Here is a 21,893-nt window from a genome sequence, read left to right as displayed (position 1 = left end):
CCCCCTTACTTAAGTTCCACCTGATGTTCCCCGGCAATAACCTTGCCAATAAGATACGATTTTTCGTTCCTAGCGGCAAGATCTGCCTGCACGGCAGCTGCCTGCTTGGCCGGAATAATCAGAATCATACCTATTCCCATATTAAACGTCCGGTACATTTCAGCTTTAGCAACCCCGCCCCATTCTTGCAATAGTTTAAAAACAGGCAGTTCCGGCCAAGCGGTAGTATCGACTTCAACGCCGCAATTTTCAGGAAGTACACGGGGGATATTATCATAAAAACCGCCGCCGGTAATATGAACCATACCATGAATATCAAACTTCTCAAACAGCGGCAGGCAGGCTTTGGGGTATAGCCTGGTCGGCTCTAACAATTCTTCACCTAAGGTCCGGCCAAATTCCGGAATATAAGTATCTATACTAAACTTTTTAACATCAAAACAGATTTTTCGGACCAATGAGTAGCCATTGGAATGAACCCCGCTAGAGGGCAAACCAATGATAACATCGCCGGGTTTAACCTTCTCCCCGGTTATAATTTTATCTCTATCAACAACACCTACGGCAAATCCGGCAATATCATATTCCCCGTCAGGATAAAAACCAGCCATTTCAGCAGTCTCCCCGCCAATAAGCGCACAGCCTGATTCACGACAGGCCATCGCTACGCCACTGACGATGGAAGCTACTTTTTCCGGCTCCAGTTTACCGACAGCCAAATAGTCAAGGAAAAATAACGGTTCAGCGCCTTGCACCAAAATATCATTAACACACATCGCTACACCATCTTGACCAATGGTGTCGTGCTTGTCTGCCATAAAAGCAATCTTTAGCTTAGTGCCTACACCATCAGTACCACTTACAAGTACCGGCTGGCGATACTTACCGGCATTAAGGGCAAATAAGCCGCCAAACCCCCCAATATCACCAAGCACTTCCTGGCGGTAGGTAGCGCGAACATGACGTTTCATCAGTTCAACAGCTTTATTACCGGCATCAATATCAACACCTGCGTCGCGATAAGTTAATTGAACATTTGTCTTTGTAGTTTCTGAATTATTTTTTTGGTTGTCGGCCATCTTTGACCTCCTGCAATATTCTTGATTTTGTTTGAGCCTTACTCTTTGCTTGGCTCAAACAAAAATTTATTATTGGAACAATCGCCTTCACCAGGCGTATGCGCCGGGTAATCACAGTTAAAACAAGCGTTGCACAGCGTCTTTTCATGAATATGATCAATTGACGCATGCAAGCCTTTAAGTGATAAATAGTGAAGTGAGTCGGCGCCAATAAATTGTCTGATTTCCTCAACCTGTTTGGAAGCGGCAATCAGCTCCTTGCGCGCCGAAGTGTCAATCCCATAGTAACAAGGGAAACCAATAGGCGGTGAGCTTACACACATATGCACAGCAGTAGCGCCGGCATCTTTTAGCATACGGACAATTTTACCGCTGGTAGTACCGCGAACAATAGAGTCATCGACCATAATAACAGACTTACCTTTGACTACCGATGTTACGGCATTTAATTTAATCCGTACACCCATATCCCGCTTTTTCTGGTCAGGCTGGATAAACGTACGGCCAATGTAACGGTTTTTCATAAGCCCTTCGGCAAAAGGTATGCCTGATTCATGGCTATAGCCAAGAGCGGCAGTCGTACCCGAGTCAGGTACAGAAATAACAATATCGGCTTTAAACTTACTTTCTCTAGCCAGCGTACGCCCCATGTTAAATCTGGCTTGGTAGACACTCTGACCATCAATAACACTGTCGGGACGGGCAAAGTAAATATATTCAAAGACACAGCCTGCCCGTCTGTCGGTTTCAGCAAACCGCCGTGAAACCACACCGCTGTCATCAATGATTACCATCTCACCAGGTTCAATGTCGCGCACAAACTCAGCGCCTACCGTGTCTAAAGCACACGTTTCGGAGGCCAACACCCAGCCATCCCCTAACCGCCCTAAACACAGCGGACGGAAACCATGCGGGTCACGAACACCAATAAGTTTTTGTTCGGTCATTATGACCAAACTATAGGCTCCCTCAACATCTTGCAGACTGTCGATTACTTTTTCCTCAATAGTAGGCCTAGACGAACGGGCAATTATATTTACAATAACTTCACTATCAATCGATGTCTGGAATACACAACCCTTTTGCTCAAGCTCGGCACGTATCTCGTGAGCGTTGGTCAGGTTGCCGTTATGGGCTAAACTAAGCTGACCGCCAGAGAAGTTAACCAGCATAGGCTGGGTGTTGCGCAATAAACTTGATCCCGTTGTTGAGTAACGTACATGGCCTATCGCAATATGAGAAGGCAATTCAGGCAGACCTTGACGGAATACCTCATTGACCAAACCCATGCCCCGTTGCACATCCATAACATTGCCGTCGGTTACCGCAATGCCGGCACTTTCCTGTCCACGATGCTGCAGGGCATACAAGCCCCAGTAGGTAGATAACGCCACATTTTCCTGACGTGCGAAGATACCAAATATCCCGCACTCTTCCCGCCATTTGTCGCTGTGTATATCGTAAAGCAATTGGTTTCTCCTTTCTACCTCTGAAACAGTATGGGGAACCGGCTACGCTTGGCCAGTTATTCTTCTTAATACTTCCTGATAGGCTTCTTCTACATTGCCAAGGTCGCGGCGGAAACGGTCTTTGTCCAATTTTTGGCCTGTTTCACTGTCCCAGAAGCGGCAAGTATCCGGCGAGATTTCATCACCAAGCAGCACTTCACCTTTGTGTATGCCAAACTCTAGCTTAAAGTCAATTAATTCCAATTTTTTGTCTTTCAAGAAAGCCGATAAGATTTCATTAATTTTGAGCGCGTATTTTTCCATTGTCTCAACTTGTTCAGGAGTAGCCAACCCCATAGCTTTTATATGGTAATCATTAATTAAAGGATCATTCAGAGCATCATCTTTATAGTAGAGTTCAACAACGGTTGACGGCAATTTGCGGCCTTCTTCCCAGCCAATGCGCTTAGCCAAGCTTCCGGCTGCAATATTACGGACAACTACTTCTACCGGGATAATGGCCAGTTTTTTAACCAGCATTTCCCTATCGCTAACTACTTTGACAAGATGATGTGGTATCCCTTTTTCCCCTAAAAGATTAAAGAAAAATGTGGATATCTTGTTGTTGAGTACCCCTTTATTGCCAATAGTACCGCGTTTTTCACCATTAAAAGCAGTTGCGTCATCTTTAAAATATACCATTAGTTCGTCCGGATTATCAGTTGCGAATACCTGCTTAGCTTTTCCTTCATACATAGGTTTTTGTGTCATAATAATTTCCTCCCTTATATTAAAAACTATTTTTGAGCCGCCAGCTTTTCAGCAAGACGGGCATCTTTTTTCTCTACTTCTTCTGCCATAGCCTGACGATGGGCTGTCAGTTTTTCAGCCAACCTAACGTCATGAACGGCAAGTATTTGTGCAGCAAATAGAGCCGCATTTTTAGCTCCGTTGATTGCCATTGTGGCTACCGGAATACCTGCAGGCATTTGAACTATACTTAAGAGAGCATCCATGCCTCCAAGCGGAGTAGCGTTGATAGGTATACCGATTACCGGAAGGGTTGTAAAGCTGGCTACAACTCCTGGCAGATGAGCGGCCGCTCCGGCTGCAGCAATAATGACTTTAACACCACGGTCTTTCGCTTCGGCAACAAACCGGTGTACTTTATCAGGAGTGCGATGGGCAGATGCTACCAATACTTCTGTTTCAATACCAAATTCAGTCAGTTGCGTAACCGCCGGCTCCAACACCGGCCAATCTGAATCGCTTCCCATTATAATTGCTACTTTCATATCATCATCCTTTCGCTGTATCTATAAGCCAAAAGGCTCTAATAGCATCTTAAAAGAGTAAACAGCAGTTGAATCCAATAAACATTTTCTAAGAGGCATGTTGTTATATGCTTTCCTGCAGGTTTGGGACAACATGCCTGTAAATCTTTATTGGATACTATACGAAGCCAATAATGTTGTAATAAAACCCAGATATTCTTTTACAAATATCTGGGTTATTTTCCCGTTATTCCGCCAGGAATACGAATCGAGCAATAACGAGCACAGCAAGGATGTATACAATCCAATGTACTTCGCGGCCACGACCGGTTACCAGCTTTAACAGCGGATACATTACAAGACCGGCTGAAATGCCGTTTGCAATGCTGTAGGTAAACGGCATCATAACGATTGTCAGAAATGCCGGTAAGCCTTCTGTGAGATCACCAAAATCAATATGACGAATAGATTCAATCATCAAAGCACCAACTATGATAAGAGCCGGGGCAGTAGCAGCATCAGGGATAAGACCGGCAAGCGGCGTAAAGAACAGTGCTAATAAGAATAATCCACCACAAACAACAGCGGTTAAGCCAGTACGCCCGCCAGCACCAACGCCGGCAGCACTTTCTACATAGGCGGTAATTGTGCTTGTGCCAAGCATAGCGCCCAAGCTTACACCTGTGGCGTCAACAAGCATAGCTTTGCCAATGCCCGGAAACTTGCCTTGTTTGTCCATAAGACCGGCTTTCGATGCAGTACCAACAAGAGTACCCATCGTATCAAACAACTCAACAAATGTGAAGGTAAAAACAATAGCGGTAAGGCCCATATTGAGAGCGCCCATAATATCAAGAGCCAGGAATGCATTTTTACTTAAATCCGGAATAGCTATCGGGCTGAAACCAGCAGGAATTTTAACAATACCCATAATGACACCAAGAATAGTTGTGGTAAAAATCCCAATAAGCATTGAGCCTTTTACATTGCGTGCCATCAAAATGGCCATAAACACTAACCCAAACACTGCAAGCAATATTTCTGGATGATTAAATTTACCCATTTCTATAATTGTTTCAAAAGACAGGGGAGTTCCATTACCTTTAGCGGCGACAATTTTTTCAAGAGTTGGCGGAATCAACGATAAGCGGATACTCATAATGCCAGAGAGTTTCAAACCAATTATAGTAATAAACAAGCCAATACCTACGGTAATTGCATGTTTTAGAGAAGTCGGCATACCTTCGACCAGCAGTTGTCGGACTTGGGTTACGGTAAGCAGAAGAAAAATAAGACCGGAAATAAATACTGCACCAAGTGCAACCTGCCAAGTAACACCCATACCAATTACTACTGTAAAAGCATAAAAAGCGTTAAGGCCCATGCCAGGAGCTAAAGCAATCGGGTAGTTGACAAATACGCCCATCATAATAGAAACCAGGCCGGCACCAATCGCTGTCGCCAGCAGCACGGAGTTTTTGTCCATACCGGCAGCACCCAGAATACTGGGGTTAACAAAAAGTATGTAGGCCATAGTCATGAAGGTGGTAATACCCGCGATTACCTCTGTCTTTACATCTGTTTTGCGGGCGGTGAGTTCAAACATTCTCTCCAACATTTTCATTCTCTCCCTTTTCCGAGTAATAATAGTGTGCCGAGAACCCTACACCTTTAATCAAATGCCAAAAAACCCTGACAGGGAAATTTCGCATAAAACTAAAGAGCGAAACTTCCCCGCCAGGGTTTTTATCCCATCGGTGTAGTGTTAGCAGCTAACACCTGCGTCACTTGGTCACAAACCGTAACACATGAGTGCTACGCGGAACCCTAGACGCACTTTCACTCGTAGTCGGGCGATTTACGGTCGCCTGGTAGAAACGTTTGAGCCATATTCTCAAATATATACGAGCAGTATTTATTTACTTGTATTGTACCAGCATTAGATAAAACCTGTCAATAAAAAATCGAACTTTATTTATGTTTTTTTTATTATTGTTCGGAATCGCTATTTCTATTGATTTAAGAGTGACATCTTAATTTTGACAACGGCCTTTTTCACTTTACAGGGCTGATCCAAAACGCAGTTAGGACGGTGGACATCCCATGGAAAGAAAATAGCATAAGTCCCCTCCGTCATTATCAGCTCGGTTTCACGCTCAACATTTTTATAAAAGATAACATCATTGTCAGCAAGTTCGTCAGCCAAAACTTTATTGGCCGGAGATAGTATGCTATAGGCTATCTGCTCCTGACCGGAAATCATAAATTGAATATCCAGATACTCTGCATGAGCCTCTGCCCGCCTGGCACTGCGTGGCTCAGTTTCATATTCATTAACAGACACATAGATATCTTTGCCCTCTATTTCATGCTTACCAACAGGCAAGCTGGCTATTTCAGTTTTAGCAAGATATGTAAGCCCTTTCACAAGTGCTTGGGGAAGGAGTGCTGCGTCCTGCTTCCAAGTCGAAATATGTCCAAAAATCATAATTACGCCTCCGGTACATGCTATTATATTCTTCTGGCCCCAAGATATCTAGGCTTCCAGTAGTCTTCGTCCAACCGGCTAATCATTACACCGCGACTGGTAGCGGCATGAATGAACTTACCATTGCCATAGTAAATACCCACATGAGATGCGCCTGGTGCATAGGTAGTAAAAAAGACCAAATCGCCGGCTTTAAGATTGGTACGCTCGACTTTTTTACCGCGTTGGTACTGAACATCGGCTGTGCGCGGCAACTTTATGCCATGCTGTTCGTAGACGTATTTCACAAAACCTGAACAATCAAAACCTCTTGGAGTATCGCCGCCAAAACGGTAAGGTGTCTTCAGATACTTTTCCGCAGTTTTGACAATCGTATCCTTTCCTTGATTAACTGTTTTTTTAGGGGGTGCAGCAAAAGCAGGAATTACTGCCAAGACAAGCATAAAAACAACAAGGTATACGGCGGAAAACTTTATCGTTGGCCGCATTAGATTCACCTCTGTCCAGTTATTTAGCTTGTCATATTCGGCAAAATTCTGGAAATTCCTCTATTTTTTTGCATTTTCTCCCTTTACCCTAATCGTCAACCGCTTAGGAAGGCACAAGCTGCAAAGCACTCAGGATTTGTCTTATTAAACCGTCAACTAGTTGGTCTAAGGTGTCAGGCTTAGGATAAAAAGGAGGAGATGCCGGCATAATAACAGCTCCGGCTTGCGCCAATGTCAGCATGTTCTTTACATGAATGGCCGTCATTGGTGTTTCCCGCGGGACTACAACCAATTTTCTCTGTTCTTTCAACGTAACATCTGCCGCCCGTGTTAATAAATCACGACCGCTGGCAGTAGCCAATGCCCCCAAGGTATGCATAGAGCAGGGAACCACTACCATACCACCAGTTTTAAACGAGCCGCTAGCTAGCGGAGCAAACAGATCAGCATTATCGTATATCACAGCATAACGTTCGATATCCTGCAATGTTACGCTACATTCATATTCGAGCACTTTACGTCCCATTTCCGTATATACTGCATGTACTTCAATCCCCAACTCAGTCAAAGCCTTAATCAAGGTATAGCCATATATAGCTCCACTGGCACCGGTTACGCCAACCGCTATGCGCACAGTAATTCCTCCGTTCAGATTTTGAATTTCACGACCAAATAGTCGTCAAGATAAGTAAAACCAATTGACTGATAGGCTTTTACGGCTGGTATGTTGTCCTTCCGCACCATTAAGGCTGGCGTTTTTCCATAAGCATAAATCCGGTGGCATAATTCCGAAACCAAAGCTTTGCAATAGCCTTTACTTCTGCATTCTTCTGTCGTATATACGCCGCCAATTTGGCAAATCCGGCGGGTAGCTACTTGTATAATGGCCTGCGCTTTGGGAACACCGTTATCCAAAAGAAAAATAAAATCTTCTTCCGGGCCACAATCAGCCAGCATCTTTACTGCTAACTCTGAATTGAATCGGCGATTAAAACCTTGCCGGTAAGCTTCAACAATGAAGCTAACGGCTGCAGATTGATCAAACAACCTGGCCTCAACAATAGTAATGGAACTTTTTAGAATATGCGGTGTAAAACCTTTATTAATCAAACACCAACTATCTTCATAGGATGACACTTTTTTATACTGCGCCAATACCCTGTGCAGCGGTTCTACTACCCGTTTCATGCCGGCAACCACTTCAAAATTACGTCTTCTCATAATCTCGATAAATCCAGGTGCTGCTGCGGGTGATTCAAAATGGGGAATAACAATACCCACATTATAAAATGCTGCAACACCTTTCAGGCTGCCTTCATCAAAATAACCGTAATAATCCCCGCAGTAACGAGTTAACCGGTCATTATAAATCCTGGATTTTTCGAGATTGCCGCTAATAATCGTAGTCTCCATATAGTTTCTGTCAAGATAGCGTTTAACCTCAGATTCATCGTCATTTGTTAATAACCTTATCGTAGCGGCTCACCTCCCGTGCTAAGCCAACCCTTTTATAAAAAATCCCGTAAAAACAGACTTAGCTTCCAGATAGATATTAACCCTATTTGAAGATCAGTCACAGGATAATTGCTTACCAGTATACTATAAATGGAAATATCCTTTGTTTCAAGTAAAGAAAATGCAGCTTGCACCAAACCACTGCAAGTTAATTGCTCTTATCCGATTTTTAATTCATCTTTCGAGCAGGCAAAAAAACCAAAGTTCTGTTCGCAATTGTAACAAAACTTTGGTTTTAAAATGACTATTAGATTACACGAATGGCAAACTCAGGGCAAACAGGCGTACAATAACCGCAAGTCAAGCATTTAGCCGAGTCAATTCTGGCTTTATTGTCATCGTCAAAACTGATAGCATCAGCCGGACAAGCCGCTATGCATTGGCCGCAGCTTTTACAATTACGAGCCACCACTACTGCTTTCTTTTCGGCTTTGTCCAGCGAGATTACAGCATTAGCAAGCTCTCCGTTAAAGTACTTCACATTAAACTCAACTTCCGGGATAGATACCATGCCAATTGCAATAGAAGCATATCCTTCAATATTTCTGGCAAATTTGAGTGCTTCATCATATTCATTAATTAGTGAACCACCGCCTAACACCTTCATCAGGTAAAGCCCTTTACCCGCCTTAGCTACTTTCTCCATGGACTGCAGCATATCTTCTGTAGTTCCACCCATAATGCCACGGCCTTTATTATTAATAATGGGGAATACCACATCAATGACATCAACATCTGCTGCCAGTCTTGTTACCGCTGTATGATGGGTAGAAATCCCGACAGCCTTGACTTTGCCTTTTTTCTTCATATCCACAAGGCATTGGAGCGAATCCTTGTATACCTCAAACGCGTTTTCCCCTTCGCGTGCGGCATGAAGGTGGAAGATGTCTATGTAGTCAATACCAAGTGCGCCAAGCGCTTCCTCTACAGCCATCGCCATGCCTTCATATGTTTTTTGACTGGACTTAGACGCAATTACCGGTCTAATCCCCGTTCTATCCATAGCCATTTTTATAGGCTCGTAGGTTTTGTAGGCTTGCGCCGTATCAATAAAATTTATCCCGCTTTGTAAAGCTTTTTCCACAACATCTGCGCAATCGGCCACAGGCACATTTTTCTGTATTGGCCCCATGGGCAAAGCACCAAAACACAATTCGGTGACCTCAATGCCTGTTTTCCCCAGTTTCCGTTTTTGCATAGCCTCACGTCCTTATTAGCAGTTTTTCCAGTTTAAATATACCATAATTATGGTAAAACAGTAACCTTACTTTGTGGAAATAAATAAAAGCCAAGCCCCTTTATACAGGCTTTGGCTCTATTTATCAATAATAAAAACGCTACGAAAACAGCCGTAATTAACTGCAAGCGTTTACTACTAACTTATCATTCTGACTGGCTTGTTCTCTAAGTATACGTTTTAATATTTTGCCTGTTTGGTTCTTGGGCAAGGTATCAATAACAATAAAGTCCCGGGGTATTTTATAAGCAGCAATGTTATTCTGGAGGTACTCCCGTATTGCCTTCTTATTAAAGTTTTTTCCTTCGCTCATTACAATATAAGCCCGGGCAACCTGACCGCGTAGTTCGTCAGGAACTCCGATTACACTTGCTTCAATAATACCAGGGTAAGCATACAGCAATTCTTCAATTTCCCGCGGATAAATATTTTCACCATTGGCTATAATTAAATCTTTCAATCGGTCAACGATAAAAAAGTAGCCTTCCTCATCTTCGTAGGCTAAATCGCCGGTATGAAGCCAACCGTTTTTCAATACCTTAGCACTCTCTTCCGGCAAGTTAAAATATCCCCTCATAACATTGGATCCCCGTACGACAATTTCACCCACCCGGCCGGGAGCAACATCATTTCCATCAGGGTCAACAACCTTAACCGCCACCCCCGGGAGAGCCTTACCGATCGAGCAGTATTTTGGTTTTTGGATGGGGTTTAATGTCACTACCGGCGAAGCTTCAGAAAGCCCATAGCCTTCAACAATTTTTTTGCCATATTTAGTATCAAACTGCTGTGCCACTTTTTCAGGCAGCGAAGCTCCACCGGATATAAAATATCTGACGCTCGCCAAATCTTCCCGTTCTCCCACCCGAGTTAAAAAGTTATACATAGGCGGTACTCCATAAACAACAGTTACACCAAACTCTTTAATTGCAACAATTGTCTCTTTCGGTGCAAAAGCTTCCAAAATAGTAATTGCCGCTCCGGCTAAGAGCGAATTTAATATGGCACAAGTCCAGGCAAAACAATGATACATAGGCAGCACGCAGAGTACATTATCACCAGAATGAACCGGCAGCATATTTTGGAATGCTTCAGCATCGCTGACAAGATTTTTATGGGTCAGCACAGCCCCTTTGGGCGTCCCTGTTGTCCCGGAGGTATAAATAACTGCACACGGCTGATTTTCATCAAAGTCACTAGGTAACGCCGGTGCGTCAGACAATGCTGTCTGTACTAAGGTTTCCTTGATTTCAGGAATGACAAGCTGCTTAACTTTTTGAACATATTCCTGCTGAATAAGCTCAGACTCGAGAGAAAGCGGTTCCATGGTAACAAGCCGCTTCATTTTAGCATCCCTAACAATATAAGCAACTTCGCGGGCCGTCAGCTGAAAATTAATGGGTACAACAACCGCTCCCAAACTGACTATGGCCATATAACAATATACGAATTCGGCCGAGTTTCTGGAAAATAACCCGACATTCTCTCCTTGCCGAATACCGGACATATAAAAATAATTGCGATATTTCCGTATCTGTTCGCAAAAAGCAGTATAGGTAACTGGATCTTTGCCATGAAAAGCTACACTGTCTGGCTTTCCTTGCAGAACAAGATCATGAACGAACAATTAAAATTACACCCCTTTCTTATGTAGAGCTGGGAATCAACTCCAAACGCAATTGTATCCTGACATGTCGTCAATTTGTCTATATGTAGTATACCGATACAATTCGATAATTAACACAAAACGAGCACCCAAAGCATAGCTTTCGGTGCTCTGTCCCCTGTACCTGTATTATAAACATGCTCACGCCAGCAGCTTAACAATAATGTTATCCTGTTTCTCGATTTATTATATACTATTTGCAATAAAAAAAAAGACTAAAAACTTCCAAAAGGAAATCTTATAGTCTTTTTTTCTCTTGCTAATATCGGTTTTTTCAGTATAAGTTAAGCCTGTTTTACACAGTCATATCCTTTTTTAATTGCTATCTTGTTGGCTTCAATAACCTTTGGTTTCGAGGCGAACTTTTTCGCAAAAGCTTCAAAAAGAATATCCATTTCAACAGCACCGGTAGCACCGATAAGAGCTCCTAAGGCAACCATGTTGGCCATTTTTACATTGCCCAGTTCTGTCGCAATATCGTTAACAGGTACCCGGAAAACTTTAATATCGGTACGCTTAACAGGTTTATCAATCAACGAACTGTTGACGATCAAAACACCGCCAGGCTGAACTGTCGGCTCAAACTTATCCAAAGACGGCAGATTAAGAACAACAGCAGCCGATGGCTGATCAACCATTGGCGATCCTGTAGGGCCATCTGTAATAATTACTGAACAGTTGGCCGTACCACCGCGCATTTCCGGACCATAGGAAGGAATCCAGGAAACATTTTTATTTTCAAGCATTCCTGCATAGGTTAGAATCTGACCCATTAGCAAAACACCCTGCCCGCCGAAGCCGGACATAACTATTTCATGTTTCATGTTATCACCCCTGCACATCTTTATAAATGCCGAGCGGATACTGCGGCAACATATTTTCTTCCATCCATTTTACGGACTCAATTGGTGTTTTACCCCAGTTAGTAGGACAGATGGACAGTACTTCTACCAAGGTAAACCCTTTACCGCTAAGCTGCATTTCAAATGCTTTTTTGATAGCAGCTTTGGCCTTATTCATGTTGGCTGGGGTATTAACAGCAACCCGGGCAATAAACGCCGGGCCATCTAGCGTGGCGAGCATTTCCGATACGCGGATAGGCATACCGGCTACTTCAGTCTTACGGCCATACGGAGAGGTGCTTGTAACTTGGCCAGGGAGCGTAGTAGGAGCCATTTGGCCGCCAGTCATACCATAGATCGCATTATTAACAAAGATGGTGGTTATTTTTTCACCGCGTGCAGCAGCATGAACGATTTCAGCACAACCAATGGCCGCCAAATCGCCATCACCCTGATAGGTAAAGACAGCGGCGTCCTTGCATACCCGTTTTACACCGGTAGCAACAGCTGGTGCACGGCCATGGGCAGCTTCCAGCATATCACAGTTAAAATAATCATAGGCAAGTACGGCACAGCCAACAGGCGCTACACCGATTGCTTTGTCCTGAATGCCAAGTTCATCGATAACTTCGGCGATCAGCCGGTGAATAATCCCATGATGGCAACCAGGGCAATAGTGAGTAGATACATCCGCCAATGCTTTAGGTCTGGAAAATAATACTTCTGCCATCTTATTTGCCCCCCTTGCCGCTCATAATCTTAGCAATTTCTTCATAAATGGCCACAGGGCTCGGCATCATACCGCCGGTACGGCCATAGAAATGGACAGGTTTGGCGCCATGGGTGGCTAAGCGTACGTCTTCAATCATTTGACCAGCACTGAGCTCTAAGGTTAAGAAGGCGCTAGCAGTTTTAGCCAGCTTGGCAAAAGGCGGTTCCGGGAACGGCCACAAAGTAATCGGCCGCAACATACCAACCTTCATGCCGGCTTCCCGTGCTTTATCCATAGCAGAATGGGCGATACGGGAAGTAATGCCATAGGCTACCAATATCAACTCGGCATCTTCAGTATTAATTTCTTCCCAGCGCATTTCTTGTTCCTGAATTTCCGCATACTTTTTCTGCAGGCGGTTATTATGCTTTTCCAGTTCTTCTGGTTTTAAGAACAGGGAGTTAATTATATTGGGAGTAGTGCGCCCGCGCAGACCGGCAGCGGCCCAGGGCTTTTCAACTTTATTAATTTCACCTGTTTTAATCTCTACAGGCTCCATCATTTGACCAAGCGCCCCATCACCTAACAGCATTACCGGATTGCGGTACTTATCGGCTAGATCAAAGCCTAATACAGTAAGGTCTACCATTTCTTGTACCGAATTAGGTGCAAGAACTATATTGTGGTAATCACCATGGCCGCCGCCTTTTGTAGCTTGGAAGTAATCACCTTGTGCTGGTTGGATACCGCCAAGACCAGGGCCGCCACGCATAATGTTTACGATGAGACAAGGCAGTTCAGCTCCGGCAATATAGGAAATACCTTCTTGCTTTAAGCTAACTCCAGGGCTCGATGAAGAAGTCATAACTCTGGCGCCTGCACCGGCTGCCCCATAAACCATGTTAATTGCTGAAATTTCACTTTCGGCTTGTAAAAAAACGCCGTCAATTTGAGGCATACGTCTGGCCATATACTCGGTAATCTCGGTTTGCGGTGTAATCGGATAGCCAAAATAATGCCGGCATCCGGCAGCAACCGCGGCCTCAGCAATAGCCTCATTGCCTTTCATGAGCACTTTTTCTGACACTTTCACCACTCCTATTATTTATGAATCTCAATTACGGTGTCCGGACAGGACTTGGCACACAAGCAGCAACCCACACATTCGGAATCATCCGGGCAAGTGGCATAGTTGTAGCCTTTGCCATTAAATGTGGTCGACATACTGAGAAGCTTCTTGGGACAGGCAACTGTGCATAACTCACAGCCCTTGCACCTCTCTTGATAAAATACGGGTTTTGGCATAAGCACCTCTCCTTAATTTTAATTGACCTTATATATGCAAAATTCAATTATAGAATTTTGTTTGTCCTTCGCCATATTCCTAATTTTTCGGCACCTTTTATCAATTCATCGCGAAATTGCGGGTGGGCAATACCAATAATGCGTTCTGCCCTTTCCCATACAGACCGCCCGGCTAAATCAGCCATTCCCCATTCTGTAACGAGGTAATGGGCTTGCGAGCGTGGATTGGTCACAACAGAACTCTGAGGCAAACTCATCAGCACACGGGATTTCATTTCGCCCGTCTTTTTTTCAGTAAATGTAGAATGGAAACAAATGAAGCTCTTCCCGCCTTCAGACATATATCCGCCTGTTAAGAAATCAAGTTGTCCACCTGTTCCGCTTATTTGACGGCTGCCAGACGTCTCTGATGTAACTTGCCCAAGAATGTCAACTTCCACACAATTATTGATAGTGATTAGATTATCAATAGCGGCCATAACCTGTGGCGCGTTTGTATAGTTTATTGGATAGGATGCCAAACCGGCATTATTATTAACCCAATCGTAAAGTTCCTGACTGCCGACACATAAGGACCATACTGCCTTACCTTTATCAATATTCTTATATTTATTTGTTATCCGGCCAGCTTTGGTCAGTATCATATAAGCATCTACCAGCAATTCCGTATGTACTCCAAGATCTTTGATATCGGATTCGGCCAGCATTGTTCCCACAGCATTAGGTAGTGCGCCAATTCCCAGTTGTATCGTGGATCGGTCTTTCACTTGTTCCATAATATACTTGGCGATTTTTTTATCGGTTTCCGTAATGGGTGCCGGATTGATAACAGGTAATACCGGATTATTGCCTTCAACGATAATATCTACTTCACTGATATGAATACAGTTTTCTTGTCCGCCGCAAGCCACCGGCAAGTTTTTATTAACTTCAACAATAACTGTTTTGGCCTTCTCGCTAATAGCTTTTGATGCCGAATTGGTCAAAGAAAAGCTGAAGAATCCGTCTTTATCCATTGGAGCCACCGACATCATGGCTACATCGACATCCAAGCTCTTACGATATAATAGTGGCTTGTTGCGGTAAATCATGGGGATATAATCACATAACCCCTGATCACTTAAATTGCGTTCATAGCCACTAAAATGCCAACTATTATAACAAAAATGTTTTCTTGATGGATCGCCCTCAACCACCGCCAAGGGATTTAAAATTAAGCCGCCACGTATCTTGACATCCCAAAGCTCCCCTGTGCGCGCCGCTAATGCTTTGTCCAGCAAAATAGGCTGGGCAGTCGCAAAACTGTAATCTACCCAATGTCCTGATTTTACCATTTTGACTGCTTGCTCGGCAACCGTAAGTTTTGCTCGATATTCTCGCTGAATATCCATTATTCCCCTCCGTCTAAACTAGTATGTCTTGGCTATAAATAACCACGATACCCTAACTCTTGGGAAATTAATCTTGCCTTTTCTTTCATGACTTGCGCAACTGCCTCATACTTTTCTTTGTCGAAACAAGCCGTAGTTCCCGAAACAGTAATCGCTGCCTCAATTTTGCCGTTGGCATTAAGGATTGGCGCTCCAATACAAGTAACACCCTCCATGGTCTCATTGCTCGCCACAGAATAGCCTTGCTCTTTTATTTTAACAATTTCCTCAGTAAGCGCCTGTCTGTCATTAATGGTGCAAGCGGTGTATTGCGGTAATGCCTGGCAAAGCACTTTTTCAATAAACTCATCAGTATTATAGGCAAGGAAAACCTTGCCTAAAGCCGTACTATGGAATGTATTACAATAATCAAAACACGGAATGATGAAAACAGGCCGAGTTGGTTCAAATTTATCCACAATGGTCAGGCGCCCGGCTGATAATACGGCCAGTAAGACAGCTTCATCAACTTCTTCCACCAAAGCTTTAAGGTATGGGGAGGCGATCTTGCGGATATTTAGCCGTTCTGTACAGGCTAAGCCTAACGGCATCAGTCGAAAACCCAAGGTATAGTGTCCGGTATCGGTCTGCCGGACAAAATCTCTTGCCAATAAGGTTTGCAATAAATTGTGTACAGTGCTTTTTTGCACTCCGAGCTCCCGGCTTAATTCGGTAACGCCCATTTCGCGCGATGAACCCTCGAGGATAAAAAGCAATTCGATAGCCCGGTCAACGGATGCAACTAAGTATTTGCTTTTTTCAGTATTACTTGATATATTCTGGCTCAATTTATTTCTTCCTCACTAGCCTACGTTCGGTTATACCGAACATCGTTCTGAATTTTAATTTTAAATATTGTTATTCTACACAATTTGGAAAATTCCTTGTGTTTTTAGCGTGGAAATATTTTTTTGCAGCATTTCTTGCAAAGAATTTAAGCTGTCTTTAAACGAATTTGCTATGCCATAAGTCTTTATCCTAATAAAAAAAAGCATCTGTTGTCCCTTTAAACAGATGCTCTCTGAAATTTAAATTCCGTCGCCATACATGCCTTCGAGCGGCACATTTCTATCTTTCTGAATAAATGTTACTACTTTGCCATCACGAATAATAATAACAACTTCATTCCCCGCCTCTTCTCTTGGGGCCAAGCTGCCGACTTCATTATGTTCGTTGTATCCTTTACCTCTATCCGTCATCGAATGATCTCCTCTCATTTCTTCCTGCTCCTTAGTGTCCAAAGAAACCACTTCTTTCTGTTAAAACCTGCTGGGCTTGCTGAATATGGCTGCTTTTGATTAGAACTTCAATCAGCCCATACGATTCAGTTAAACGCAATATGGGAATATGGGCTTGCGCTAAGCCTGCCGCTACCACCGTTACTGCATTTAACAGCGAATGTCCGTTTTTGGTTTGTACCGCAACTTTAACACAATCGTCAATAACCTCAGGCTTATACTGTAGCTTTTCCAGCCCTTCACAAACTTTTGTTAAAAAAGCTCCCTGGACTACAAAACTCACTTGGTGCGGCTGAATAGACACCATATCCAGGACAGCTCCATAGCCGGCAACAGACTCTAAAACACTCGCTATCTTTCCAGCACCGTTATCTGGCGTAGAATTGAAAAAGGAAACAAGCGCAATCTTCCTGTCATAAGAAACCTGAAATTCCTTGTTTGTTCCAGAATCATCTATTAGTATCGATTTAACATTAGACATGGCTGCCATCGGCGACATTCGTTTGATCTGGCACATTCGCAGTTGCTTATGTTTTTTCTCCGGAACATTTTTTTGCGCTAATTCGCGCGTCAGGGTAACAGTACTCATTGTAAACAGCACCTCCAAATGGCCATACTCTTTTCGTAAATCTAAGAAAAGACTTTGTTTGCGCCAATTCTTTAGAACAAGGGCACAAACCTTAGTCGTTCTTACTTGCTCAAGAGGAAAATATAAAAAGCCCCTTTCCGAGGAAAGGGGCCTGTGTCTACACCTTCCTCTTATCTGCCAGGATTACTCCTGCTGGATTTAGCACCACTGCAGTAAACTGCCGGTTGCCGGGTGTCATCGGGCCAGTCCCTCGACCACTCTTGATAAGAGCTCTTTTAAATTGAATAAATTTTATCACGAACATCTAGAAAATGTCAATATATCAACCAAGCCAAAACCAATTAATAAAGAACCCGGTACAAAACATTAACCCTTACTGAACTGTAGTTACCTTTCAACATGTTTGCATATTTTTTACAAAAAAATAAAAATGAGCTGCCTTTAGACAGCTCCTAACTTATTTTAATATTGGTGCCGAGGACCGGAATCGAACCGGTACGGAAATTTCTTTCCGACGGATTTTAAGTCCGTTGCGTCTGCCAGTTCCGCCACCCCGGCATTATTTGGAGGCGACACCCTGATTTGAACAAGGGGATAAAGGTCTTGCGGACCTGTGCCTTACCACTTGGCTATGTCGCCATAAAAAAAATGGAGCGGAAAACGAGATTCGAACTCGCGACCCTCGCCTTGGCAAGGCGATGCTCTACCGCTGAGCTACTTCCGCTTAAATGGTGCCTCAGGACAGAATCGAACTGTCGACACGAGGATTTTCAGTCCTCTGCTCTACCGACTGAGCTACCGAGGCGTAAATTGTATTACCGACGACAGTTATATATATTATCATGTTTATCATTCCGTGTCAACATAACATCTTTTGGTTTTTATATTATACTGTCTTTTCCTAGTTTCTTCCGATACAGCGGTGCGCCCTGACGGTTAGTGAGATTATAGGCGCAAAACGGAATCAGCCGGTTATCTGGCCCGACTACATGAATAAAACATTGTTTTAATCGATCCAAATCCAAGTTCCATACATCTTGAAATGCCATCCCCGAAACGGCAAGCGTATAGGTATTCACCTGTTCTAGAAATGCATCAAGACTGGCTGTATTTCCAACACCCGCCTGAGTTAATTGATCCTTGCACTTAGTACCAATTTTCGGAGCTGACCATTGCCTGGCAACAAACTGCCTGGCGCGTTTTGCCCCCTCTGTTGCCGGCTTACCCTGACAGCAACAACCGCTCGCCGAATCTTGTTTAAGCGGTTTTATTTGCCCGTCCGGCATTAAAATAAAGTTAGCGTGAAAAGAACAATGGGCATGTTCGCCACCTGGCGGACGGAAATCACTTGCTTTCATTTGCCCGTTTGTCTGTTTTTCAATTTCACGAAGCACCCTAGGAAGCGTAATACGGCCACTGTCGTCAGGCTCTTCGGGATATCTCCCAAAATAGCTTACAGGTTGGAAGTGGACACCCCTGACTATCGGCATGTTTCTTATGGCAAATTTCAAAATATCACCCAACTGACTGTCGTTTACACCAGGAACCAGAGTCGGTACAAGTACCACCCCAAGGTCATGTGCCGCACAAACCTCTATTGCCTTTTTTTTGAGGTCAAATAGTGCCCGCCCTCGCAGTTTTAGGTAGACATCGTCGCTTATCCCATCAAACTGCAAAAAGACACAGTTGAGACCGGCGGCTTTTAATCTCTCTACATATTGTTCATCTGCCGCCAAACGTAAACCATTGGTATTAACCTGGAAAAAAACCAGACCTAGCGTTTTGCCCAAAGCTATAATCTCCGGCAAATCATCACGCATAGTTGGTTCGCCACCTGATAGCTGAATGTTAAACGGGCCGCCACTATTCATTAGCATTCGGTACCAGCCCTCAATAACCTTGAAGTCAGGCTCCTCCTTGCAGCTCTCTGAAGCAGAGGCAAAACAAACCGGACAGTGCAGGTTGCATAGATTTGTTACTTCCAACAACACACAGCAGGTTTGCTGACGGTGCTCCGGACATAGACCGCAGTCAAACGGGCAGCCTTTGTCGACTTGGGTTGCACATGCCACTGGTGACGATGGGATCTGCGGGTTAACCCAATCAAGATACCCAGGCTCTCCTTCCCACACACAGACTTGAACCTCGCCATGCTCCGGGCAGTTTTTTCTCAAATAGACATTATTACCCTTTAACACCCTCACTGCCGGAATCCGCTTCAAACACTCGGGACATACACTTTGGGTTGTCGAAAGCGCTATTTCCTTCTGCTCTATAGCCCTATCCATTGCATCGCTACCTCTCCCTGTAAGCAGTTTGCTGAATAAACATCTATTCTAGAAATATAGTAAAATCCTTCCCTACGGATTATTTGCTGAGAATACTATCTCATCTAAATGCATCCCCAAAATGCTTGCTGCCTGATTCCAAATAACTTCCGCAGTCCTCTTTCTTCGGGAAATGGCATCAATGATCTCGCGATTACCAGCAAATCGATCCAATGCCGGAGTAAAACGTTCCGACAACGACACGCGCCTGGTACCCTGAACTAATTTATCGGCTAAAAACACTAATGCTGCCTCGTCAATGGCACACTCCGGCTTTAGTTCCATATCCATATGGGAAGCAACGATACTGGACAATTCGGAAAATCCCTTGCACCTTAGCAAGCGTTCCCCACGCTTAGGGTGATTAGGCTTTCCCTTGCCCAAATCATGCAAAAGACCGCCAGTATATACCAATTCCGTACTGAGACTTAGCCCCGCACAGTTAAGATGACTGGCTAAACTTTTGCCGATCTCAGCAACCATGTGCCCGTGCTGCAATACCCTATCGTCATCCTGGTGCTTATTCAATATGGCAAGACATTCGTCATACGTCGGTATGTGGCGCCGCAGATAAAAACAAGTAAGCTGATTAAAATCCTCCATAGTATCCATATCAAGCAATATTCCTTGATCTGCCACTGGCACATCTACGCTGTCAGCTTCATACTCATTAAGAATACCGCGAAGTCCGTCAGCTCCGTCGCCACTTAGGATTCGGTCAAAACACGTGGCGTTAATAAGCGGCGGATGGCCGCGTTCTCCGTTAAAAACCGGATAGACCACGGCAGCATTAGTCTTGCGGTACTCACGCACTACGTCTTTAATGCTATGTCTTCTTATCACCGGAGTATCTCCTGGTAGTAAAAAGAATGCCTCCGCATCGCCGGCAAAGGTTTTTAGTCCGGCAACCACAGAAGAAAACATCCCTTGTGAGTATTTGGGGTTCTCAATAATATCAACTTGCAATTGGTCTAATACAGGATATAACTCAGCCGACCGATACCCCACTACAATCCGGATATCTGCTACCCCTGCCATTCGCAGACTGTCTACTGCCACTTCAATTACTGTTTTTCCTCCTAGCGGCAATAACGGTTTGAATGTCCCCATGCGGGAAGAGTAGCCTGCGGCTACAATTAGCCCTACTATCCTTGCGCTAGACATCGTTCTCGCTCCGCCCTTACTTTTATTAATTCGGCAACAATACTAACCGCTATTTCCTCCGGAGTCTCGGCATCAATATTAATACCTATCGGCGAATTGACCCGCTGTAAGCTTTGCGCACTGACTCCTTTGGCTTGTAGCTCCTTATATAAGTAATCCCGCTTGGTTCTGCTGCCAATCATCCCAATGTAACAAGCCTCCGTTTTGAGCGCTTGCTCCAGTACGATCCCGTCATGTAAATGGCCTCTGGTCACAATGACCAGATAACTATCTTGGTTAATAGGAAGTTTTGGCACACACTGATAATTATCCACAACCATTACTTCGGACTGCGGAAACCGCTCCTTATTGGCAAAAACCGGGCGGTCGTCAATTACTACTGTTACAAACCCTACCATATCTGTTAACTTGGCAATCTGCTGTGAAACATGACCTGCCCCAAATAAATACACAACGCCAATTATCCGGATAGGCTCAACAATAAATTTCCAGCCTTCTGCAGCATCAGCATGAATAGAAATTTTAGCCGGTCCTGTTTTCATTTTTTCCATAAACGCCGGTTCACATTGAAAATTGCCAACAACAGTGCCGTCTTTGGTAACAAGACATTGCTGCCTTTGCTGCCTGTTCTCCTGCCTATAGGTTAGCTCTGTGATAAGCCATGCTTTCTGCGCGCTATCTATTGCAGCGACAATACCCTCATAAACCTGCCGGTTGCCGGCATTGGATGCATCAAGATAACCAAGCAGGATTTCACCTTCACCGCCGCAGATCATTCCTGCTCCGGCAGCATCTGTGCCTGTCAAATCAAAAGGCTGGATCAATGATTGACGGCTTATCTGAACGCTCCGGGCAAGTTCAATAGTTTCGGCTTCCAACCGTCCACCGCCAATTGTGCCAATAATCGAACCATCGGCACGAACAATCATCTTTGCTCCTGCCGCGCGCGGCGCCGAGCCCGAACTATGAAAAATAGTAGCCAGCACAATGCTCTCACCGGTCGCAAGCAGTTGAACCACACTTTGATAGATCTGTTTCATACACATCCTCCCAATTTTTTTGCCAATGCTGCTGCAGGTTATTCACCCGGC

At 44.2% G+C, this 21,893-nt stretch carries 22 protein-coding genes, 4 tRNA genes and 2 riboswitches; all 26 genes read right to left on the bottom strand.

The features are described from left to right. Positions 1-5 precede the first annotated feature (5 nt). Positions 6-1,079: a phosphoribosylformylglycinamidine cyclo-ligase gene (purM, locus tag SRRS_RS08760; RefSeq protein ID WP_371368044.1), complete on the bottom strand. Its 1,074-nt coding sequence runs from the start codon at positions 1,077-1,079 to the stop codon at positions 6-8. 38 nt (positions 1,080-1,117) lie between these two features. After that, positions 1,118-2,548, bottom strand: coding sequence for an amidophosphoribosyltransferase (purF, locus tag SRRS_RS08755; protein ID WP_371368042.1), 1,431 nt, complete (start codon positions 2,546-2,548; stop codon positions 1,118-1,120). 42 nt (positions 2,549-2,590) lie between these two features. Continuing rightward, on the bottom strand, positions 2,591-3,298 hold the full coding sequence (purC, locus tag SRRS_RS08750) for a phosphoribosylaminoimidazolesuccinocarboxamide synthase (protein ID WP_371368040.1): 708 nt from the start codon (positions 3,296-3,298) through the stop codon (positions 2,591-2,593). Between the two features lie 26 nt (positions 3,299-3,324). Next, a complete protein-coding gene (gene purE, locus SRRS_RS08745) occupies positions 3,325-3,822 on the bottom strand; it encodes a 5-(carboxyamino)imidazole ribonucleotide mutase (protein ID WP_371368038.1) in 498 nt (165 codons plus the stop codon). A 226-nt stretch (positions 3,823-4,048) separates the two neighbouring features. Beyond that, on the bottom strand, positions 4,049-5,419 hold the full coding sequence (locus SRRS_RS08740; protein WP_371368036.1) for an NCS2 family permease: 1,371 nt from the start codon (positions 5,417-5,419) through the stop codon (positions 4,049-4,051). A 208-nt stretch (positions 5,420-5,627) separates the two neighbouring features. Next, a riboswitch (purine riboswitch) is annotated at positions 5,628-5,729 on the bottom strand. An 83-nt stretch (positions 5,730-5,812) separates the two neighbouring features. Further along, positions 5,813-6,289, bottom strand: coding sequence for a YhcH/YjgK/YiaL family protein (locus SRRS_RS08735; RefSeq protein ID WP_371368035.1), 477 nt, complete (start codon positions 6,287-6,289; stop codon positions 5,813-5,815). Positions 6,290-6,312: 23 nt separating this feature from the next. Beyond that, the gene (locus SRRS_RS08730) at positions 6,313-6,777 is read right to left on the bottom strand and encodes a C40 family peptidase (protein WP_371368033.1); all 465 of its coding nucleotides are present in this window, start codon (positions 6,775-6,777) and stop codon (positions 6,313-6,315) included. A 103-nt stretch (positions 6,778-6,880) separates the two neighbouring features. Then, a complete protein-coding gene (locus tag SRRS_RS08725; RefSeq protein WP_371368032.1) occupies positions 6,881-7,411 on the bottom strand; it encodes a UbiX family flavin prenyltransferase in 531 nt (176 codons plus the stop codon). A gap of 14 nt (positions 7,412-7,425) precedes the next feature. Next, positions 7,426-8,190, bottom strand: coding sequence for a GNAT family N-acetyltransferase (locus SRRS_RS08720; RefSeq protein ID WP_371368030.1), 765 nt, complete (start codon positions 8,188-8,190; stop codon positions 7,426-7,428). Between the two features lie 349 nt (positions 8,191-8,539). Next, positions 8,540-9,490, bottom strand: coding sequence for an aldo/keto reductase (locus tag SRRS_RS08715; protein WP_371368028.1), 951 nt, complete (start codon positions 9,488-9,490; stop codon positions 8,540-8,542). Between the two features lie 157 nt (positions 9,491-9,647). Then, positions 9,648-11,156: a class I adenylate-forming enzyme family protein gene (locus SRRS_RS08710; protein WP_371368027.1), complete on the bottom strand. Its 1,509-nt coding sequence runs from the start codon at positions 11,154-11,156 to the stop codon at positions 9,648-9,650. Between the two features lie 323 nt (positions 11,157-11,479). Further along, the gene (locus SRRS_RS08705; RefSeq protein ID WP_371368025.1) at positions 11,480-12,019 is read right to left on the bottom strand and encodes a 2-oxoacid:acceptor oxidoreductase family protein; all 540 of its coding nucleotides are present in this window, start codon (positions 12,017-12,019) and stop codon (positions 11,480-11,482) included. 4 nt (positions 12,020-12,023) lie between these two features. Further along, positions 12,024-12,767 (bottom strand): thiamine pyrophosphate-dependent enzyme, encoded by a 744-nt coding sequence (locus SRRS_RS08700; RefSeq protein WP_371368023.1) that lies wholly within the window; start codon positions 12,765-12,767, stop codon positions 12,024-12,026. A gap of 1 nt (position 12,768) precedes the next feature. Then, positions 12,769-13,836 carry a 3-methyl-2-oxobutanoate dehydrogenase subunit VorB gene (locus SRRS_RS08695; RefSeq protein WP_371368021.1) on the bottom strand — a complete coding sequence of 356 codons (1,068 nt, stop codon included), beginning with the start codon at positions 13,834-13,836 and terminating at the stop codon, positions 12,769-12,771. A gap of 14 nt (positions 13,837-13,850) precedes the next feature. Continuing rightward, positions 13,851-14,054 carry a 4Fe-4S dicluster domain-containing protein gene (locus SRRS_RS08690; protein ID WP_371368019.1) on the bottom strand — a complete coding sequence of 68 codons (204 nt, stop codon included), beginning with the start codon at positions 14,052-14,054 and terminating at the stop codon, positions 13,851-13,853. 47 nt (positions 14,055-14,101) lie between these two features. Beyond that, positions 14,102-15,445, bottom strand: a complete 1,344-nt coding sequence (locus SRRS_RS08685) for an acetyl-CoA hydrolase/transferase family protein (RefSeq protein WP_371368017.1) — start codon at positions 15,443-15,445, stop codon at positions 14,102-14,104. Positions 15,446-15,477: 32 nt separating this feature from the next. Beyond that, a complete protein-coding gene (locus SRRS_RS08680) occupies positions 15,478-16,272 on the bottom strand; it encodes an IclR family transcriptional regulator (RefSeq protein WP_371368015.1) in 795 nt (264 codons plus the stop codon). Positions 16,273-16,512: 240 nt separating this feature from the next. After that, a complete protein-coding gene (locus SRRS_RS08675; protein ID WP_371368013.1) occupies positions 16,513-16,683 on the bottom strand; it encodes a hypothetical protein in 171 nt (56 codons plus the stop codon). Positions 16,684-16,714: 31 nt separating this feature from the next. Then, positions 16,715-17,311, bottom strand: a complete 597-nt coding sequence (locus SRRS_RS08670) for a hypothetical protein (RefSeq protein WP_371368011.1) — start codon at positions 17,309-17,311, stop codon at positions 16,715-16,717. A gap of 167 nt (positions 17,312-17,478) precedes the next feature. Beyond that, positions 17,479-17,581, bottom strand: a riboswitch (SAM riboswitch). A 199-nt stretch (positions 17,582-17,780) separates the two neighbouring features. Next, a tRNA-Leu gene (locus SRRS_RS08665) sits at positions 17,781-17,869 on the bottom strand. A 6-nt stretch (positions 17,870-17,875) separates the two neighbouring features. After that, a tRNA-Cys gene (locus tag SRRS_RS08660) sits at positions 17,876-17,950 on the bottom strand. A 10-nt stretch (positions 17,951-17,960) separates the two neighbouring features. Then, a tRNA-Gly gene (locus SRRS_RS08655) sits at positions 17,961-18,035 on the bottom strand. Between the two features lie 5 nt (positions 18,036-18,040). Continuing rightward, positions 18,041-18,116, bottom strand: a tRNA-Phe gene (locus SRRS_RS08650). Between the two features lie 76 nt (positions 18,117-18,192). After that, positions 18,193-19,599, bottom strand: coding sequence for a radical SAM (seleno)protein TrsS (gene trsS / locus SRRS_RS08645; RefSeq protein ID WP_371368009.1), 1,407 nt, complete (start codon positions 19,597-19,599; stop codon positions 18,193-18,195). Positions 19,600-19,671: 72 nt separating this feature from the next. After that, a complete protein-coding gene (locus tag SRRS_RS08640) occupies positions 19,672-20,802 on the bottom strand; it encodes a DVU_1551 family NTP transferase (protein ID WP_371368008.1) in 1,131 nt (376 codons plus the stop codon). Then, entirely contained in the window at positions 20,784-21,842 is a 1,059-nt protein-coding gene (locus SRRS_RS08635; RefSeq protein WP_371368006.1) for an XdhC family aldehyde oxidoreductase maturation factor, read from the bottom strand. The genes SRRS_RS08640 and SRRS_RS08635 overlap by 19 nt, the downstream gene beginning before the upstream one ends. Between the last annotated feature and the right edge of the window lie 51 nt (positions 21,843-21,893).

The sequence above is a fragment of the Sporomusa rhizae genome (genome assembly GCF_041428845.1).
In the GTDB taxonomy this organism is placed as follows: Bacteria; Bacillota; Negativicutes; order Sporomusales; family Sporomusaceae; genus Sporomusa; species Sporomusa rhizae.
The sequence above is the reverse complement of the archived record's forward strand: the minus strand, read 5'-3'. Positions and strand labels throughout refer to the sequence as shown.

Coding starts and splice junctions, on each gene's coding strand:
- purM (WP_371368044.1), bottom strand. CDS start 1,079: ATGGCCGACAACCAAAAAAATAATTCAGAAACTACAAAGACAAATGTT.
- purC (WP_371368040.1), bottom strand. CDS start 3,298: ATGACACAAAAACCTATGTATGAAGGAAAAGCTAAGCAGGTATTCGCA.
- purE (WP_371368038.1), bottom strand. CDS start 3,822: ATGAAAGTAGCAATTATAATGGGAAGCGATTCAGATTGGCCGGTGTTG.
- SRRS_RS08740 (WP_371368036.1), bottom strand. CDS start 5,419: ATGTTGGAGAGAATGTTTGAACTCACCGCCCGCAAAACAGATGTAAAG.
- SRRS_RS08735 (WP_371368035.1), bottom strand. CDS start 6,289: ATGATTTTTGGACATATTTCGACTTGGAAGCAGGACGCAGCACTCCTT.
- SRRS_RS08730 (WP_371368033.1), bottom strand. CDS start 6,777: ATGCGGCCAACGATAAAGTTTTCCGCCGTATACCTTGTTGTTTTTATG.
- SRRS_RS08720 (WP_371368030.1), bottom strand. CDS start 8,190: ATGGAGACTACGATTATTAGCGGCAATCTCGAAAAATCCAGGATTTAT.
- SRRS_RS08715 (WP_371368028.1), bottom strand. CDS start 9,490: ATGCAAAAACGGAAACTGGGGAAAACAGGCATTGAGGTCACCGAATTG.
- SRRS_RS08705 (WP_371368025.1), bottom strand. CDS start 12,019: ATGAAACATGAAATAGTTATGTCCGGCTTCGGCGGGCAGGGTGTTTTG.
- SRRS_RS08700 (WP_371368023.1), bottom strand. CDS start 12,767: ATGGCAGAAGTATTATTTTCCAGACCTAAAGCATTGGCGGATGTATCT.
- SRRS_RS08690 (WP_371368019.1), bottom strand. CDS start 14,054: ATGCCAAAACCCGTATTTTATCAAGAGAGGTGCAAGGGCTGTGAGTTA.
- SRRS_RS08685 (WP_371368017.1), bottom strand. CDS start 15,445: ATGGATATTCAGCGAGAATATCGAGCAAAACTTACGGTTGCCGAGCAA.
- SRRS_RS08675 (WP_371368013.1), bottom strand. CDS start 16,683: ATGACGGATAGAGGTAAAGGATACAACGAACATAATGAAGTCGGCAGC.
- SRRS_RS08670 (WP_371368011.1), bottom strand. CDS start 17,311: ATGAGTACTGTTACCCTGACGCGCGAATTAGCGCAAAAAAATGTTCCG.
- trsS (WP_371368009.1), bottom strand. CDS start 19,599: ATGGATAGGGCTATAGAGCAGAAGGAAATAGCGCTTTCGACAACCCAA.
- SRRS_RS08640 (WP_371368008.1), bottom strand. CDS start 20,802: ATGTCTAGCGCAAGGATAGTAGGGCTAATTGTAGCCGCAGGCTACTCT.
- SRRS_RS08635 (WP_371368006.1), bottom strand. CDS start 21,842: ATGAAACAGATCTATCAAAGTGTGGTTCAACTGCTTGCGACCGGTGAG.